Source organism: Bacillus sp. 2CMS4F, assembly GCF_023161785.1.
In the GTDB taxonomy this organism is placed as follows: Bacteria; Bacillota; Bacilli; order Bacillales; family Bacillaceae; genus Bacillus; species Bacillus halotolerans.
Genome location: NZ_JALNTO010000001.1, coordinates 477,703 through 493,404 on the forward strand (window position 1 = coordinate 477,703; position 15,702 = coordinate 493,404).

Genomic DNA, 15,702 nt, shown 5'->3' on the forward strand with positions numbered 1-15,702 from the left:
TTATTTATTTCTTCTGATCTGATAAAGCCTGTCTACTTCGCTGACAAAGCCGCCGTCAATGAGCATGTCCACTTTTTCAGCAAGTTTCTTCGTATGCTTTGGACTGGCTCCGTTTGTCGAAACAGAAACCGTAACATGCCCTCTTTTTACGATTTTCGGCATATACACATTGCCCAGCTCAGCGTCACTGGCACAGTTGACAAGCTGGGAAGGCGTTGCATTTTGAGCGATCTCTTTATTCACAGCGGCGTCATCCGTCGCGGCAATAATCAAAAAAGCGTCGAGATAATCCTCTTTCTCAATCTTCCGGCTCAGCCACTTGATTTGGCGATTGTCTGCCATCTGCCTGATTTCCGGTTCCGCAACCGGACTGACAAGCGTAATATCCGCTCCCTCAGAAAGCACCGTTTTTAACCTTCTGAGCGCAATACTGCCGCCTCCTGCGATCACAACCTTTTTCTTCTGCAAACTAATGTGAAGCGGGAGCATATGAGCCTCCGTCAAAATTAAATTGCCCCTCATGGTTGTCAGCAGTTTCTTTCACACGATGTAAAAATGCCTTTTTCACATGCGGGTGGAAACCGATATAGGAAGAGAGGTAGACATTTGCATTTTTGGCCTTTAATTCCTGGACCTCACGTTCAATCTCATTCATCAGCATCCCGGTAAACAGCAAATACGGAACAATAAAGGTCGTCACGCCGTCATCTTTTTTCAGCTCAGAAAAAACCTCTTTGTAATTGGGACCGCATGCTGTCATAAAACATGGAATCACTTCCTTGACGGGCATGATGTTTTGGAGCAATCCGGCAATGCCGGTTACGTCTCTTTTTACATCTGGGTCTGAGCTTCCCCTGCCGATGAGCACAACCCTCGCGTTTTCGTACGGAACACCTATGTCTTTAACACGATGATAGACAGCTTTGACCACTTCTTCGTCAATCCCAATCGGACTTCCGTATGAGATATGGACTGAAGGATACCGGGATGCGGCACGGGCAATTTCTTCCGGAATATCATGTTTTGCATGAGCAGCCGTTAAAAGAAGCAGAGGCACCACTGCGATATGAGTGGCGCCTTGCTTCACACATGCTTCAAACCCTGTCTCAATTGCCGGCTCCTGCAGCTCTAAAAAACTGATTTCCTGAACAGGCGCAGAGATGTGCGCTTTGCATCCTTCCAAAAATGCAGCGGCCTCTTGCTGAGCCTTTTTTACCCGGCTGCCGTGGCCGACATATAAAATCGCTTGTTTCATTTACAACGCCTCGCTTAAATCTTGTTTTTTCAGCTCAGATTCAAACCATTCCAGCTTATAGTGATAATTTACAACATTTCCAACAACAATTAAACTCGGATTTTTAATGTCTTCTTTTTTCACCGTTTCTGAAAGGGTGTCAACTGTACAAAAAACAGATTTTTGCTTGTCCGTTGTTCCCCAATGAATAAACGCTGCCGGAGTAGAACCGTCCCGGCCGTTTTCCAGGAGTTTTTTTTCGATCTGCTGCACATTTTTAATGCCCATATAGATGACAAGTGTATCAATCCCTGTGGCCAGCGCTTTCCACTTTTCCTCAAAATCCTCTTCTTTTTTATAATGCCCCGTTACAAAAGCCACGTTAGAGCCCGCGTCCCGATGAGTGACAGGAATCCCGGCATAAGCAGCCGCCGCGATTCCCGATGTGATACCGGGGACAATTTCAAACGGAATGCCATTTTCAGAAAGGCATTCCGCTTCTTCCCCTCCTCTGCCGAACACAAATGGGTCTCCGCCTTTCAATCTGACAACGGTTTTCCCTTTTTGCGCATACTTCACAAGAAACCGATTGATGGTTTCCTGCTTCATTGTATGAAAATCTGGAAGCTTCCCGCAGTAGATCAGGTCCGCCTGCTCCTTGGCATATTGCAAAATCTCTTTATTTACTAATCTGTCATATAGGATTACATCAGCTTTTTCAATGGCTTTCAGCGCTTTAATTGTCAGCAGATCAGGATCTCCGGGACCCGCTCCTACAATATATACTTTCCCCATCGTCTTTCCCCCGATCTATTCGAGTTCTTCCAGAACGTTCGCTGTGATGTTGTTCTTGTTTGCATTTTCGGCATCTGAGAAGAATACAGCTGAGCGGCGTTTAGCTCATTTGCTGCTTTACAAACTCGATCAGCTGATTTTTGCACTCTTCACGATCATATTGTCCTGAGTCAAGGACGAGCTCAGGAGCTTCCGGCTCTTCATAAGGAGAATCAATGCCTGTGAAGAACGGAATTTCCCCGTTTCTTGCTTTTTTGTAGAGCCCTTTTGGATCTCTTTGTTCACAAATATCGAGGTCGCATTTAATATAAACTTCGTTAAATTCGCCTGCTTCCACAAGCTGGCGGACCTGGTCTCTGTCCTCACGGAAAGGAGAGATAAAAGCAGTCATGACAATGGTGCCCTGCTGCACAAAAAGTTTCGCTACCTCTCCGATTCGGCGGATGTTTTCTTTTCGGTCTTCATCAGAAAAGCCGAGATCTTTATTTAAACCGTGGCGAATGTTGTCACCATCCAGCACAATAACTTGGAAGCCTTGCTCAAAAAGTTCTCTCGCAGCCGCATTGGCAATGGTTGATTTGCCTGAGCCGCTTAGGCCCGTCAGCCAGAGAATGGAGCTTTTATGCTTGTTTTTTTGCTGATACTCTTCTTTTGTAATAGAGGCTTCATGCCATACGATATCGCGATTTGTCACTCCCAGTCCCCCTTAAGAAACGCCTGCTTCTTCTTTTTTCTTCATGCCTTTGATTAACACCTCTACAACTTCTGCGCGGCTGAATTCTGCAGGCGGCAGTACACCGTCTCTCAGCATCCCTCTCACCTTGGTGCCTGATAAAATCACGTGATGCTCTCGGCCGTGCGGGCACGTTTTCGCGGTCCCCATATTTCCGCATTTTTCGCAGAAGAAGCTGTGCTCGAATTTCAGCGGTGTAATGCCGAGTTCTTCAGGTTTAAATGTGTCAAACAGCTCCTGGGCTTCGTACGTGCCGTAATAATCACCGACACCAGCGTGATCGCGGCCGACAATGAAATGCGTGCAGCCGTAGTTTTTTCTGACAAGCGCATGGAAAATCGCTTCTCTCGGACCGGCATAACGCATTGCAGCCAAGAAAACGCCAAGGAAGACACGGTCTTTCGGGTAATAGTTGTCAAGAAGCACTTGATAGCTTTCCATCCGGACATCAGCGGGGATGTCATCAGATTTTGTTTCGCCGACAAGCGGGTTTAAAAACAAACCGTCCACTGTCTCAAGAGCCGTTTTTTGAATATATTCATGCGCTCTGTGAACAGGATTTCTCGTTTGGAAACCGACAATTGTTTCCCAGCCTTTTTCTGCAAACTGGCGTCTTGTTTCCGTCGGTTCAAATGTAAACTCAGGGAATTGTTTGGAAGCTTTTTTAATCAGTGTGATCGGACCGCCGACATATGTATCACCGCGGCTGAACAGCTTTTTTACACCCGGATGAGCCTGATCATCCGTTTTATACACGTTAACAGCTTCTTTTTGTTTGTCAGGCACGTATAAGTCTTCGATTTGGATAACGCCGTATGTTTCTCCGTCATACGTTAATTTTACTGTTTCGCCGACTGACAGTTCGGCTGCTTTTTGTGCATCTACCGGCAGCGTGATCGGAATAGACCATACAACACCGGAAGCAAGACGCATGTTTTCAACAACAGATACGTAATCTTTCTCATTAAAGAAGCCTTCGATCGGGCTGTATCCGCCGATTCCGATCAATTCCAGGTCGGCAAAAGAGATCAAATCAAGTTCAATTTCTTTCTGAATGCCGCTTACCTCATATGACTCATTTACTCGGTTTACCAGTTTTCCTCCATGTGGTGCTAAGCTCATAATATTCATTTCCTCCTAGTTAACAGATAAAATAACTCAGATTAATAGTTAGATTCCCCCGCCTTGATCGTGGACAGAGCGTCTCTCTTTACGAATGGCTTTTGTCAGGCTGACGGCACCGCCTGCCGCTAAAAGCACACTTACCATGATAAAGATTGAATAATAATCCGCCTTTAAAAACATAGATACAAGCAGATAGGAGATGGATAAAGATAAAAACGGCGACACGATCCATACTTTCAGCATCGTTTGAACGACCTGTTTATGAAATACGTTTGGGCCGTTTTTCGCCATGCCTATTCCGATAATAGACGATGACGTTACTTGGGCCAAGGGCACCGGCATTCCAAATATAGAACTGATGATCACCAGCCCTGCTCCTGTTCCGGATAGGAGAATGCCTTCCCCTTTTGAAAACCGCGTGATTTTCTTCCCGTTTGTTTCTAACACCCTGCGGCCTAATATCAGTGCGCCCAGGGCTACAAAAACTCCCCCATACAGGGTTCCTTTCGCTACATCCAGTACGCCGGCAGCCACTAACGGTCCAACAGCATTCGCTACATTGTTCATGCCCGCAGAGAATGCTTCAAAAAAACCAGCGCATAGCAAAAGGATGCCAAGGATGTTTTGTTTACGGGAAGACGTAATTTCGATCTTAAAATAACGAAACAGCTTTGCTACAAAAAATGTAAAACCAAAAGCGAACAGCGGAACGAAAATCCAAAATGAAACAATAATCAGAAGATTGTTTACAAACAATACTTGGTACGCAACGCCCACACCGACAACCGCCCCGACCGTGACTTCACTTGTCGATAAAGGAATGCCGAGCAGATTAGCTGTAAAAAGCGACAGTGCAGCAGCCCCGATAATGATGCAAACAATCGTCAGCGTGATCGTCTGTTCCGGGATAATCCCAGAGCTGATGGTTTTCACAACTTCGCCCCCGCCAATGACAGCCCCGGCCAGAACACCAACAGCACATATGATCAAAGCGTAGGTTTTCTTTTTGATGGCCCCAGAGCCGTAAGCAACTCCCATTGAAGCTGCAGCGCCGCTTGCGCCAATATTCACTGCGAAAAACAAGCTAAATAAAATAGCGGCTAATTCCATTTTGCAGCTCCTTATTCATGCAGTCCGCATTCTGTTTTCGCCATACCGTTCCATCTGCCTGAGCGCAGGTCCTCTGCGGTAAATGCAGGTGACGTACAAGGCGCGCAGCCGATACTTGGATACCCTTGATCGTGGAGCGGATTGTAGTCCAGCTCATTCCGAGAGGTGTATCTCCAGATGTCTTTCCAAGTCCAATGGATAAGCGGGCAAACTTTTACTGATTTGAATTTCTCATCTTTGTTTAAGAAATTCGTATTGGCACGGCTTGGCCCTTGATCGCGGCGCAGGCCGGAAAGCCATGCCGGGTGGCCGGAAAGCGCCTCTCTTAAAGGAACGATCTTTCTGAGATAGCAGCATTGATTCGGCTCTCTTTCCCACAGTTTATCACCATGTTCTTCCGCCTGTTCCTCAAGAGTAAGGTTCGGTTTCTTCAGGATGATATTGAGGCCGGGATAACGCTCTTTTACGCGTTCTATCGTTTCATAGGTTTCTTTAAAATGAAGCCCTGTATCGAGAAATACAATCTCTGCGTCTTTTTTCACTTTATAGATTAAGTCAATCAGAACGATTCCTTCAATTCCGAAACTGCAGGCATAAACAAGCTGATTGCCGTAATGGCCGTAAGCCCATTTTAAAACTGACAGCGCCCCTTTATAAGGATCGTCCTCCGGAAATGTAATCGTTGGTTCTTCCCAATTATCGTACGTTAACATTTCTTCTTTCCTCCTTTCGGAGACAAACAAACAGTAGCTTTCTGCCGGTTGTCTTTCCCAATTGTAATGTGATGCGGCTGCTGTTATCTCCGTAAACAGCCCCTCTTAAAATAAAAAACTTTCAATCCGGCGGAAAGAAAGACAGGAACTGCATGTAGCCCTTATCTTTCAAAATGGAATACATTTTGCTGGAAGTAGCACCTTACACATTGTGCAGGTTGCCGGGCTTCATAGGACCAGTCCCTCAGCCGCTCTTGATAAGTTTTTCAGATTTGTAGTAAATTTTAGCACAATTCTAACATAAGTCAACCCGAGTTTTTTTATAGGATTAATAAAAAAACAGACCCAAGGGCCTGTTTTCAATCGTGGCAAGGCATTAAAGCCCTTCACAATACTGAAATTTATTTTTTAATTTTTAAACCAATCTTTTGACTCGGGATTAGTTTTCCATGTTTGCAGCTTTTTCAGGTCATCTGAATGAATATTTCCATTCTCAAGTGCAACCTCTGTCAGTGTGTCATAATCAGTTAACGAGTAGTATGGAAGACCAGCCTCAGCAAACGCTTCCTGCGCTTTAGGAAGTCCATACGTAAAGATTGATACCACACCAAGCACTTCACAGCCAGCAGCTTTCAGAGCTGCTGCAGCTTCGAGTACGCTGCCCCCTGTGGAAATTAAATCTTCTATGACAACTGTTTTCTGGCCTTTTTGAACTGCACCCTCAATTTGATTGCCTTTTCCATGTGCTTTCGGTTTGCTTCTCACATAACACATCGGCAGGTTCAAACGGTCAGCCGCCAATGCCGCATGAGGGATACCTGCTGTCGCTGTTCCTGCGATCATTTCAGCTTTCGGGAAATGCTCTTGGATAAGCTTGCTGATGCCTGCAGCAACATCCTTTCTTACCTCTGGGAAAGAAAGGGTAAGGCGATTGTCACAGTAAATTGGCGATAAGATGCCGCTCGCCCATGTAAACGGCTCATTCGGGCGTAAAAATACAGCTTGAATGTCTAATAGATGTTTTGCGATGATTTGTTTCATTGTTTGATTCCCTCCCATTCGAGTTTGACAGCTTCATAGGCTTTTAGCGGATTTGCAGCTTTTGTAATAGAGCGTCCCACAACAATTGCTGATGACCCTTTTTCTCTTGCTATAGAAGGCGTTGCAACGCGAACTTGATCATTCGCAGTGTCTGCTGACATACGGATACCCGGGGTCACCGTCAAAAACGACGGCGACACTGCTTCGTAAATGGCTTTTGCTTCATGAACAGAGCACACCACTCCATCAAGTCCGCTATTCTCCGCCAGTTTGCTGTAGTGCACAACCGTGTCGATGAGAGGCTTTCTGATCAGCAGCTCATCCTTCACCATTTGTTCAGAAGTGCTTGTCAGCTGGGTTACCGCAATAAGTGACGGACGTTGTTTTCCTGCCGGCGTGCCTTCCTCTAAGCCTTCCAAGGCTGCTTCCATCATTTTTTTGCCTCCGGCTGCGTGGACATTGACGAGATCGACTCCAAGGCAGGCGAGACGCTTCATTGCTTTATTCACCGTGGTCGGAATGTCATGGAGCTTTAAATCTAAAAAGATCTCACAGTTTCTTTCTTTTAATTGTGCAATGATAGCCGGGCCTTCTTGATAAAAAAGCTCCATTCCAACCTTCACAAATAACGGTTCTTTGTGAAAAGGAGCTAAAAATGACAGTGTTTCTTCAGCTGATGCAAAATCAAGCGCGATGATGGGCAGGTTGTTTTTCATGATTCCAGCTCCTTCCGATGCATTCTTCAACAGATTCATAGCCGTATTGGCGTAAAACAGCTGGGAGCTGCTCAATGATGTCAGGGCATGCGAAAGGATTCACGAAATTTGCTGTTCCGACAGCGACCGCACTTGCTCCAGCCAGAAGAAATTCCAATGCGTCTTCGGCCGTCTGAACGCCTCCCATCCCGATAACCGGAATGCTGACAGCCTGGCTGACCTCATACACCATGCGGATCGCAACAGGCTTTACAGCAGGACCCGAAAGCCCTCCAGTTTTATTGGCTAATATTGGCTTGCCTGATTTTAAATCGAGCCTCATGCCGATTAATGTGTTGATCATCGTTAGACCATCCGCACCCGCTTCTTCAATCGCTACCGCAATTTCTGTGATGTTTGCCACATTCGGAGAAAGCTTCACATATACAGGCACATCTGACACTTTTTTAACAGCCTTCGTCAAATCAGCAGCCATGGCAGGATTTGTGCCAAAAGCAATTCCGCCTGTTTTGACGTTCGGACAGGAAATGTTCAATTCAAGCGCATGGACATTAGGCGCTTTGCTGATAAGTTCTGCGACTTCAACATAATCCTCGACTTGTGAGCCGGCGACATTGGCAATAATAGGCGTATCAAATTGCTCAAGCCATGGCAGCTCATTTTCTAAGACGCTTTCCAGCCCTGGATTTTGCAGACCGATCGCATTGAGCATTCCAGCGCCAGTCTCAGCTACCCTAGGCGTCGGATTCCCGAAGCGGGGCTCCTTTGTCGTAGCTTTGATCATGATTGCTCCGAGACAAGACAAATCATAAAAACGCGCAAACTCTGTTCCAAAACCGAAGCAGCCTGATGCGGGAATGATCGGATTTTTCAAATCCAGACCCGGCAATTTCACCTCTAGCATTACAGCGCCACCTCCTGAGCTTTAAATACAGGTCCGTCAAGACATACCTTTACATAGGATGTCTCACTTTCGTTTGTATGGCACACACAGGCGAAGCATGCACCAATACCGCAGCCCATTCGTTCTTCCATGGAAATGTAAACCTCTTTGTGGGCGTATTCTTGTTTGAGCGCCTTTAGCATCGGTGTCGGCCCGCAGCTGAGAAGAATGTCAAATTCAAGATTTTTTTGTTTGATGACATCTGTGACAAACCCGGTTTCCCCGTAGCTTCCGTCAACTGTTGCTACATATGTGTCGCCGTACTGTCCGCATTCTTTTTCGTAGAAAACATCCTTTGCCGATTGGAATCCTAAAACGTGTATGACCTTTACGCCTTTTTCCTTTAAACGTTTCGACAGTTCTTGGAGAGGCGGCACTCCTACACCGCCTCCTACCAGCAAAGCCGTCTTTCCGGGTTGGACTTCATCTACTGGAAAGCCATTGCCCAAAGGCCCGAGGACATCTACGAGATCTCCCTTCTGCTTCAGCGACAAGAGTCTTGTTCCTTCCCCATCTACTCGATAAATCATGGTGACTTCATTTTTTTCAAAGTTAACATCAGCAATGCTGATTGGTCTTCGCAAAAGAGGCGTAACCGCTTCGCTCACTTTCAGATGAAGGAACTGTCCCGGGGCAGTAAACCTTTGGACAAGCTCCCCTTTTAGAACCATTTGATACACCCGGTCTGCAATTTGCTGGTTAGCACACACCGTCAAATACGCTTTTTTCATATAGTGATTGCCGCCTCCTGATTTGTGTTGATTGCCGGCATTTGATCGGCACGGAACGTCATGCTTTCCAGCACCCGCAAAATGGCTTCTGCCGTATCTAAAGATGTTAAGCAGGCAACACCGTTTTCTACTGATTCACGTCTGATTCTAAATCCGTCTCTTGCCGGCTGCTTTCCTTTAGTCAGCGTATTGATGACAAACTGGGCTTCTCCATTTCTGATCACATCAAGCAAGTTCGGGCCGTCCTGGCCGATTTTTCCGACGACCTTCGCTGGAATTGACGCCTCCTTGAGATACCCCGCCGTTCCTTCGGTCGCTAAAATGTTATACCCGATCGCATGGAATCGTTTAGCGATGGCAAGCCCTTCTTCTTTGTCCTTATCAGCCACTGTTAAAAGCACGGAACCGTAGTTAGGAATTTGAATGCCTGAAGCTATCAGCGCTTTATAGAGCGCCTTTTCAAGAGTGGAATCTTTGCCCATGACCTCTCCTGTTGATTTCATTTCAGGCCCTAACGTAATGTCCACTCTTCTCAGCTTCGCGAAGGAGAAGACCGGCGCTTTTACAAATACGCCCTGCTGTTCAGGCTGCAGGCCTTCATTGTAGCCAAACTCAGCCAGCTTTTGCCCGAGAATGACTTTTGTCGCGAGGTTCGCCATCGGGATGCCCGTGATCTTGCTTAAGAACGGCACCGTTCTGCTTGATCTCGGATTGACTTCAAGCACGTATACTTCACCTTTTGACAGGACGAATTGAATGTTGAGCAAGCCGACAATGTTCAGCCCTTTTGCAAGTGCGATCGTATATTGTTCAATTTTTTTCTTAATGTCTTCCGTCAGAGACTGCGGCGGATAGACCGCGATGGAGTCTCCGGAGTGCACGCCCGCACGCTCAATGTGCTCCATGATTCCCGGAATGACTACGGTTTGGCCGTCAGACACCGCATCCACTTCGATTTCTTTCCCAGTCAGATATCTGTCAATTAAGACTGGATGCTGCGGATTGATTTTGACTGCGTTTTTCATGTAATGGAGCAGCTCTTCCTCATGATAGACAATTTCCATCGCCCGTCCGCCAAGCACATATGAAGGGCGCACCAGTACCGGATAGCCGATGTTGCTTGCGATGTTTACCGCCTGATCAACCGATGTCGCAGTTTTGCCAAGCGGCTGCGGCACTTGAAGTTCTTCCAGCGCCTGTTCAAACTTATCGCGGTCTTCCGCACGGTCTAAATCTTCTAATGACGTTCCAAGGATTTTAACTCCGCGTGCAGAAAGTTCGTCAGCAAGGTTGATTGCAGTTTGTCCGCCAAATTGCACGACAACGCCCATCGGCTGTTCGAGGTCAATGATATGCATGACATCTTCGATCGTAAGCGGTTCAAAGTACAGCTTGTCTGAGATACTGAAATCGGTCGACACGGTTTCCGGGTTATTATTGACGATAATTGCCTCATAGCCTGCTTGTTTAATTGCCCATACGGAGTGAACCGTAGCGTAGTCAAATTCAACCCCTTGGCCGATTCGAATCGGGCCGGAGCCAAGTACGATCACGCTTTTCTTATCTGTAACAACAGATTCATTTTCTTCTTCATATGTGCTGTAGAAGTATGGCGTTTCTGATTCGAATTCCGCCGCGCACGTATCCACCATTTTAAATACCGGTGCGATTCCCGCTTGTTTTCTCATGCTGTAAAGCTCAGATTCTTTCATTTTCCACTCGCGGCTGATGTACTTATCAGAAAATCCGAGTTCTTTTGCCTGTCTCAGCACGTCTGTATCGCCCGCATTTGCTTTCAGCTCTTTTTCAAACTGAACGATTCCGAACAGCTTATGCAGGAAAAAGAGGTCGATGGCAGAGAATTCATGAAGCTGCTCAACTGTGTAGCCCCTTCTGTACGCTTCAGCCAGGTAGAATAAACGCTCGTCTCCGGCTTTTTTAATCCGCTTCTCGAGAAGCTCATCTGAAATATCAGCGGCATCTTTTAATTCAAGATGATACACATCAGCTTCCAGTGAACGCACAGCTTTCAGCAGCGATTCTTCAAGCGTGCGGCCAATCGCCATTACCTCTCCCGTCGCTTTCATCTGAGTGCCGAGCCTTCTGTTTGCTGATTCAAACTTATCAAATGGCCAGCGCGGTATTTTAGATACGACATAGTCCAGCGCTGGTTCAAACGCTGCGTATGTCTTACCTGTCACCGGATTCATCATCTCGTCTAATGAAAGGCCGACGGCGATTTTAGCTGCGAGCTTTGCGATCGGATAGCCTGTCGCTTTTGATGCAAGGGCAGATGAACGGCTGACACGCGGGTTCACTTCAATGATGTAGTATTGGAAGCTGTCTGGATCTAAAGCGAGCTGTACGTTACATCCGCCTTCAATTCCAAGCGCACGGATCAGTTTTAAAGATACATTCCGCAGGAGCTGATATTCCCGGTCGCTGAGCGTTTGGCTCGGTGCGACGACAATACTGTCTCCTGTATGGATTCCGACCGGATCAATGTTCTCCATGTTACAAACGACAATCGCATGGTCTTGGCTGTCTCTCATGACTTCGTATTCGATTTCTTTGTAGCCGGCAATGCTTTTTTCAAGCAAACATTGGTGAACCGGGCTTAATTTTAAGCCGTTTTCAACAATTTCTTTCAGCTCGGCTTCGGTGGAGCAAATCCCTCCGCCTGTGCCGCCTAATGTATATGCAGGGCGGACAATGACAGGAAATCCGATTTGGCTGACGAAATTCTCCGCTTCTTCTAGCGAGTGAATAATCTCACTTTCAGGGACGGGTTCATTCAGCTCATTCATTAATGTTCTGAACAAGTCACGGTCCTCAGCTTGCTGGATTGCAGTCAGCTTTGTGCCGAGCACCTCAACGCCGCACTCCTCCAGCACGCCTTGCTCAGAAAGCTCAACCGCAAGATTCAAGCCTGTTTGCCCGCCGAGTGTAGGAAGAATGGCGTCAGGACGCTCTTTTCTGATGATCCGCGTCAGAAATTCAGATGTCAGCGGTTCGATGTAAACCCGGTCAGCCATTTCTGTATCGGTCATGATCGTCGCCGGGTTTGAGTTGACAAGAATAACCTCATAGCCTTCTTCTTTTAATGCAAGGCAGGCTTGAGTTCCCGCATAATCAAATTCAGCTGCCTGACCGATGATTATTGGTCCTGACCCAATTACTAAAATTTTGTTAATGTCTACGCGTTTTGGCATACCGCTTCCCCTTCTTTCTCTGTTGTTTCGATCATTTCGATAAATCTGTCAAATAGATGATTAGCGTCCTCAGGACCGGGTGATGCTTCCGGATGATATTGAACCGTAAATGCCGGCAGTGTTTTGTGTTTCAGCCCTTCAATCGTATCGTCGTTTATCGCGATGTGTGTGACTTCAAGCTCTGTTTCATTGATAGATGAAACTGTATAGCCATGGTTTTGGGATGTTAAGGCAACTTTTCCGGTTGCAAGCTCTTTTACCGGATGGTTAGAGCCCCTGTGACCGAATTTCATTTTTTCAGTATCGGCTCCGCACGCCAGCGCAAATAACTGGTGGCCGAGACAAATTCCGAATAATGGCACTTTTCCAAGAACACCTTTTATCATTTCAATTGCTTCAGGTACATCTTTCGGGTCACCAGGTCCGTTAGAAAGCATGATGCCGTCCGGCTTCAGCTGAAGGACTTCTTCTGCTGTTACATTGTAAGGCACAACGATGACGTCACATTTCCGTTTGTTCAGCTCTCTTAAAATGCCGTGCTTCATGCCAAAGTCCACCAAGACAATGCGTTTGCCTCTTCCCGGACTAGGATATGCTGTTTTGGCTGACACTTGGGATACTTGATTTCTCGGCAGTTCAGTTTCGTTCAGTCTTTTCAGTACTGCTTCGATATCTTCATCAGGTGAGGCAAACGTTCCTTTTAGCGCGCCTGCCGTGCGGATCATTCTCGTGAGCTTTCTTGTATCAATTCCTTGCAGTCCCGGAATGTTTTTCATTTTTAAATACTCATCCAATGTGTAAGCTGAACGCCAGTTGGAAGGCAGTTCACATAATTCTTTTACAATCAATCCTTTAACAAAAGGCGTAATGGATTCAAAGTCATCACGGTTAATGCCGTAATTTCCGATAAGCGGATATGTTAACGTAACGATCTGCCCGCAATAAGAAGGGTCTGACAAAATTTCCTGATAACCAGTCATACCGGTATTGAAAACGACTTCTCCCATGCTGTGCTCCAAGCTCCCGAAGGCTTTCCCCTCAAATACCGCTCCGTTTTCCAGTACTAATCGTCTTTTCATTTCACAAGTCTCCCTTCTTCATAAGCAAGCGTTCCTGCTGCAATTGTAGCGACTGGCCAGCCGCTGCAGTTAAGGCCGTTAAATGGTGTGTTTTTACCTTTAGATAAGAATGTTTCTTTATCTATAACTGCTTCTCTTTCCAAATCGATTAATGTGATGTCAGCTGCTTGTCCCGTTTTCAGTGTTCCATATGGGAGACCAAACGCTTCGCAAGGCTTGATTGTCATATAATCAATCAGCTGTTTCAGCGTCCAGCTGCCGTTTTTAACAAAATGTGTGTAAAGAAGCGGGAACGCTGTTTCCAAACCGACAATTCCGAACGGCGCCAGCTTCATTTCTGTGTTTTTCTCTTCTTCTGTATGCGGCGCATGGTCGGTTGCTATAAAGTCGATCGTTCCGTCTAAAAGTCCTTCAATCAGCGCTTCTCTATCTTCCGCACCGCGCAGCGGCGGGTTCATTTTATAGTTTGTATCCAGCCCGGGAATGTCTTCATCACAAAGCAGTAAATGGTGAGGTGAAACTTCTGCTGTGACCCGAATTCCCGCTTTTTTCGCATCACGCACGACTCTCACAGATTCTTTCGTGCTGATATGGCATACATGGTAATGGCAGTTTGCCGCCTCAGCCAGTAACACGTCACGGGCAATATGAACCGATTCACACACAGAAGGAATGCCGTTAAGCCCGTTCGCTTTTGAAAACGTCCCCTCATGGACGCTGCCTCCGTAAATTAAGGAGTTGTCCTCGCAATGTGCGACAATCGCTTTGTCAATCGCGGCTGCGCGTTTCATTGCTTCATACATCATTCCTGCTGTCTGTATACCGACGCCGTCATCTGTAAATGCAAATGCCCCAGCTTCTTTTAATGCTTCAAAGTTTGTCATCTCATCGCCAATTTGTCTGATCGTAATAGATGCATAAGGAAGGACTCTGACGCATGATGTTTCTTTAATGCGGTTTTGCACCCATTCCATCTGCTCCTTCGTATCAGGAACCGGCCGTGTATTCGGCATGGCTGCTACTGTTGTATAACCGCCGCGCGCCGCTGCTTTTGCGCCGGTTTCAATGGTTTCTTTTTTCTCTCCGCCAGGCTCTCTAAAGTGTACATGGAGGTCAACAAAGCCCGGTGAAACGAGCAATCCTTTCGCGTCAATAACCGTTTCTCCATCTGCTGCATCAAGCTTGCCGATTTCTGAGATGACCTCTCCTGTCACCCGAATATCCTGTTCTGTTTTTTCACCATTTTCGTTAAGTATCCAGCCGTTTTTAATGAGATATGACATACGCTGCTTCTCCTCTTTTCGCATTGGTTTGTAAGGCTCGCTGTAACACTGCCATTCTGATAAATACGCCATTTTGCATTTGTTTGAAGATTCTTGATTTTTTGCTTTCTACTAAGCTGTGATCAATCTCCACTCCTCTGTTCACAGGCGCGGGGTGCATAATAATCGCATGCTGCTTCATACGTTCAGCCCGTTCTACAGTCAAGCCGAATTCATTTAAATAGCCTTCCTGTCTGACAGCTGACTGATGTCTTTCATTTTGAATACGCAGCAGCATGACAACATCCGAAGTCTCTACTGCTTCATCCATTGAGACATACGCGCCAAACGTATTTTCTTCATCCTGCCATTCCGGCGGACCGGAAAACAAAACGCGGGCACCGAGTCTTGTCAACACTTCAGCATTAGACCTCGCGACTCTGCTGTGCTTAATGTCGCCGTGAATGGAGACGGTAAGGCCTTTGAACGTATTGAATTCTTCATTGATTGTCATTAAATCAAGCAATGATTGTGTCGGATGCTGGCCGCACCCGTCTCCCGCATTCAGAATCGGGATATTTACATGTCCGACAAGCTCTTTGTAGTACTCATCCTCACTGTGTCTGATGACACACGCATCAACACCGATTGATTCGAGCGTTCGAATTGTGTCATATAAGGTTTCGCCTTTTTGTACGCTGGTGCTTGTTCCGTCGAGATTCAGGACATTGATGCCCAGTTTCTTTTCAGCTACCTCAAAGCTGAATCGTGTTCTGGTGCTTGGTTCAAAAAACAGATTCGCTGCAAATTTACCTGTCAGCTGATGGTCTGTTTTTCCGTTTTTGAGGTCTTGCGCAGTTTGAAGCAAATCTTTGATTTCCCCAGTGCTGAGTTCACTCATCGTCGTTAAATGCTTCATTTTCTTTCCCCTCTCATTTCAACTTGTTTAAGGCTGAAAAAAACCCCGGTCTTGGATAGACTCGGGGTACGGTTAAATAGAGGAGCAGC

At 46.4% G+C, this 15,702-nt stretch carries 15 protein-coding genes and 1 riboswitch; all 15 genes read right to left on the reverse strand.

From position 1 onward, the window contains the following. The 15 genes from sirC to MTN95_RS02180 all read right to left on the reverse strand — a co-directional run bounded on the left by sirC (position 1) and on the right by MTN95_RS02180 (position 15,613). The gene (gene sirC / locus MTN95_RS02110) at positions 1 to 489 is read right to left on the reverse strand and encodes a precorrin-2 dehydrogenase/sirohydrochlorin ferrochelatase family protein (protein ID WP_248336922.1); all 489 of its coding nucleotides are present in this window, start codon (positions 487 to 489) and stop codon (positions 1 to 3) included. Continuing rightward, positions 470 to 1,255 (reverse strand): sirohydrochlorin chelatase, encoded by a 786-nt coding sequence (gene sirB / locus MTN95_RS02115; protein ID WP_248336790.1) that lies wholly within the window; start codon positions 1,253 to 1,255, stop codon positions 470 to 472. The genes sirC and sirB overlap by 20 nt, the downstream gene beginning before the upstream one ends. After that, positions 1,256 to 2,029 (reverse strand): uroporphyrinogen-III C-methyltransferase, encoded by a 774-nt coding sequence (cobA, locus tag MTN95_RS02120; protein WP_044155945.1) that lies wholly within the window; start codon positions 2,027 to 2,029, stop codon positions 1,256 to 1,258. It abuts the gene before it with no gap. Positions 2,030 to 2,129: 100 nt separating this feature from the next. Next, the gene (cysC, locus tag MTN95_RS02125) at positions 2,130 to 2,723 is read right to left on the reverse strand and encodes an adenylyl-sulfate kinase (RefSeq protein WP_105991222.1); all 594 of its coding nucleotides are present in this window, start codon (positions 2,721 to 2,723) and stop codon (positions 2,130 to 2,132) included. 12 nt (positions 2,724 to 2,735) lie between these two features. Beyond that, a complete protein-coding gene (sat, locus tag MTN95_RS02130) occupies positions 2,736 to 3,884 on the reverse strand; it encodes a sulfate adenylyltransferase (RefSeq protein WP_106020670.1) in 1,149 nt (382 codons plus the stop codon). 48 nt (positions 3,885 to 3,932) lie between these two features. Then, positions 3,933 to 4,997 carry a sulfate permease gene (gene cysP / locus MTN95_RS02135; protein WP_248336792.1) on the reverse strand — a complete coding sequence of 355 codons (1,065 nt, stop codon included), beginning with the start codon at positions 4,995 to 4,997 and terminating at the stop codon, positions 3,933 to 3,935. 11 nt (positions 4,998 to 5,008) lie between these two features. Continuing rightward, positions 5,009 to 5,710: a phosphoadenylyl-sulfate reductase gene (locus MTN95_RS02140; RefSeq protein ID WP_024121347.1), complete on the reverse strand. Its 702-nt coding sequence runs from the start codon at positions 5,708 to 5,710 to the stop codon at positions 5,009 to 5,011. Between the two features lie 158 nt (positions 5,711 to 5,868). After that, positions 5,869 to 5,974: riboswitch (SAM riboswitch) on the reverse strand. A gap of 144 nt (positions 5,975 to 6,118) precedes the next feature. Next, a complete protein-coding gene (pyrE, locus tag MTN95_RS02145) occupies positions 6,119 to 6,751 on the reverse strand; it encodes an orotate phosphoribosyltransferase (RefSeq protein WP_282459368.1) in 633 nt (210 codons plus the stop codon). Then, positions 6,748 to 7,467: an orotidine-5'-phosphate decarboxylase gene (gene pyrF / locus MTN95_RS02150; protein ID WP_103671392.1), complete on the reverse strand. Its 720-nt coding sequence runs from the start codon at positions 7,465 to 7,467 to the stop codon at positions 6,748 to 6,750. Before pyrF ends, pyrE begins: the two co-directional genes overlap by 4 nt. Further along, on the reverse strand, positions 7,436 to 8,371 hold the full coding sequence (locus MTN95_RS02155; RefSeq protein ID WP_248336797.1) for a dihydroorotate dehydrogenase: 936 nt from the start codon (positions 8,369 to 8,371) through the stop codon (positions 7,436 to 7,438). Before MTN95_RS02155 ends, pyrF begins: the two co-directional genes overlap by 32 nt. Then, positions 8,371 to 9,141, reverse strand: coding sequence for a dihydroorotate dehydrogenase electron transfer subunit (locus tag MTN95_RS02160; protein WP_105991224.1), 771 nt, complete (start codon positions 9,139 to 9,141; stop codon positions 8,371 to 8,373). Before MTN95_RS02160 ends, MTN95_RS02155 begins: the two co-directional genes overlap by 1 nt. Beyond that, positions 9,138 to 12,353: a carbamoyl-phosphate synthase (glutamine-hydrolyzing) large subunit gene (carB, locus tag MTN95_RS02165; RefSeq protein ID WP_248336799.1), complete on the reverse strand. Its 3,216-nt coding sequence runs from the start codon at positions 12,351 to 12,353 to the stop codon at positions 9,138 to 9,140. Before carB ends, MTN95_RS02160 begins: the two co-directional genes overlap by 4 nt. Continuing rightward, positions 12,338 to 13,432: a carbamoyl phosphate synthase small subunit gene (locus MTN95_RS02170; RefSeq protein WP_059352883.1), complete on the reverse strand. Its 1,095-nt coding sequence runs from the start codon at positions 13,430 to 13,432 to the stop codon at positions 12,338 to 12,340. Before MTN95_RS02170 ends, carB begins: the two co-directional genes overlap by 16 nt. After that, the gene (locus tag MTN95_RS02175) at positions 13,429 to 14,715 is read right to left on the reverse strand and encodes a dihydroorotase (protein ID WP_101861193.1); all 1,287 of its coding nucleotides are present in this window, start codon (positions 14,713 to 14,715) and stop codon (positions 13,429 to 13,431) included. The genes MTN95_RS02170 and MTN95_RS02175 overlap by 4 nt, the downstream gene beginning before the upstream one ends. After that, a complete protein-coding gene (locus MTN95_RS02180) occupies positions 14,699 to 15,613 on the reverse strand; it encodes an aspartate carbamoyltransferase catalytic subunit (protein ID WP_248336801.1) in 915 nt (304 codons plus the stop codon). The genes MTN95_RS02175 and MTN95_RS02180 overlap by 17 nt, the downstream gene beginning before the upstream one ends. Between the last annotated feature and the right edge of the window lie 89 nt (positions 15,614 to 15,702).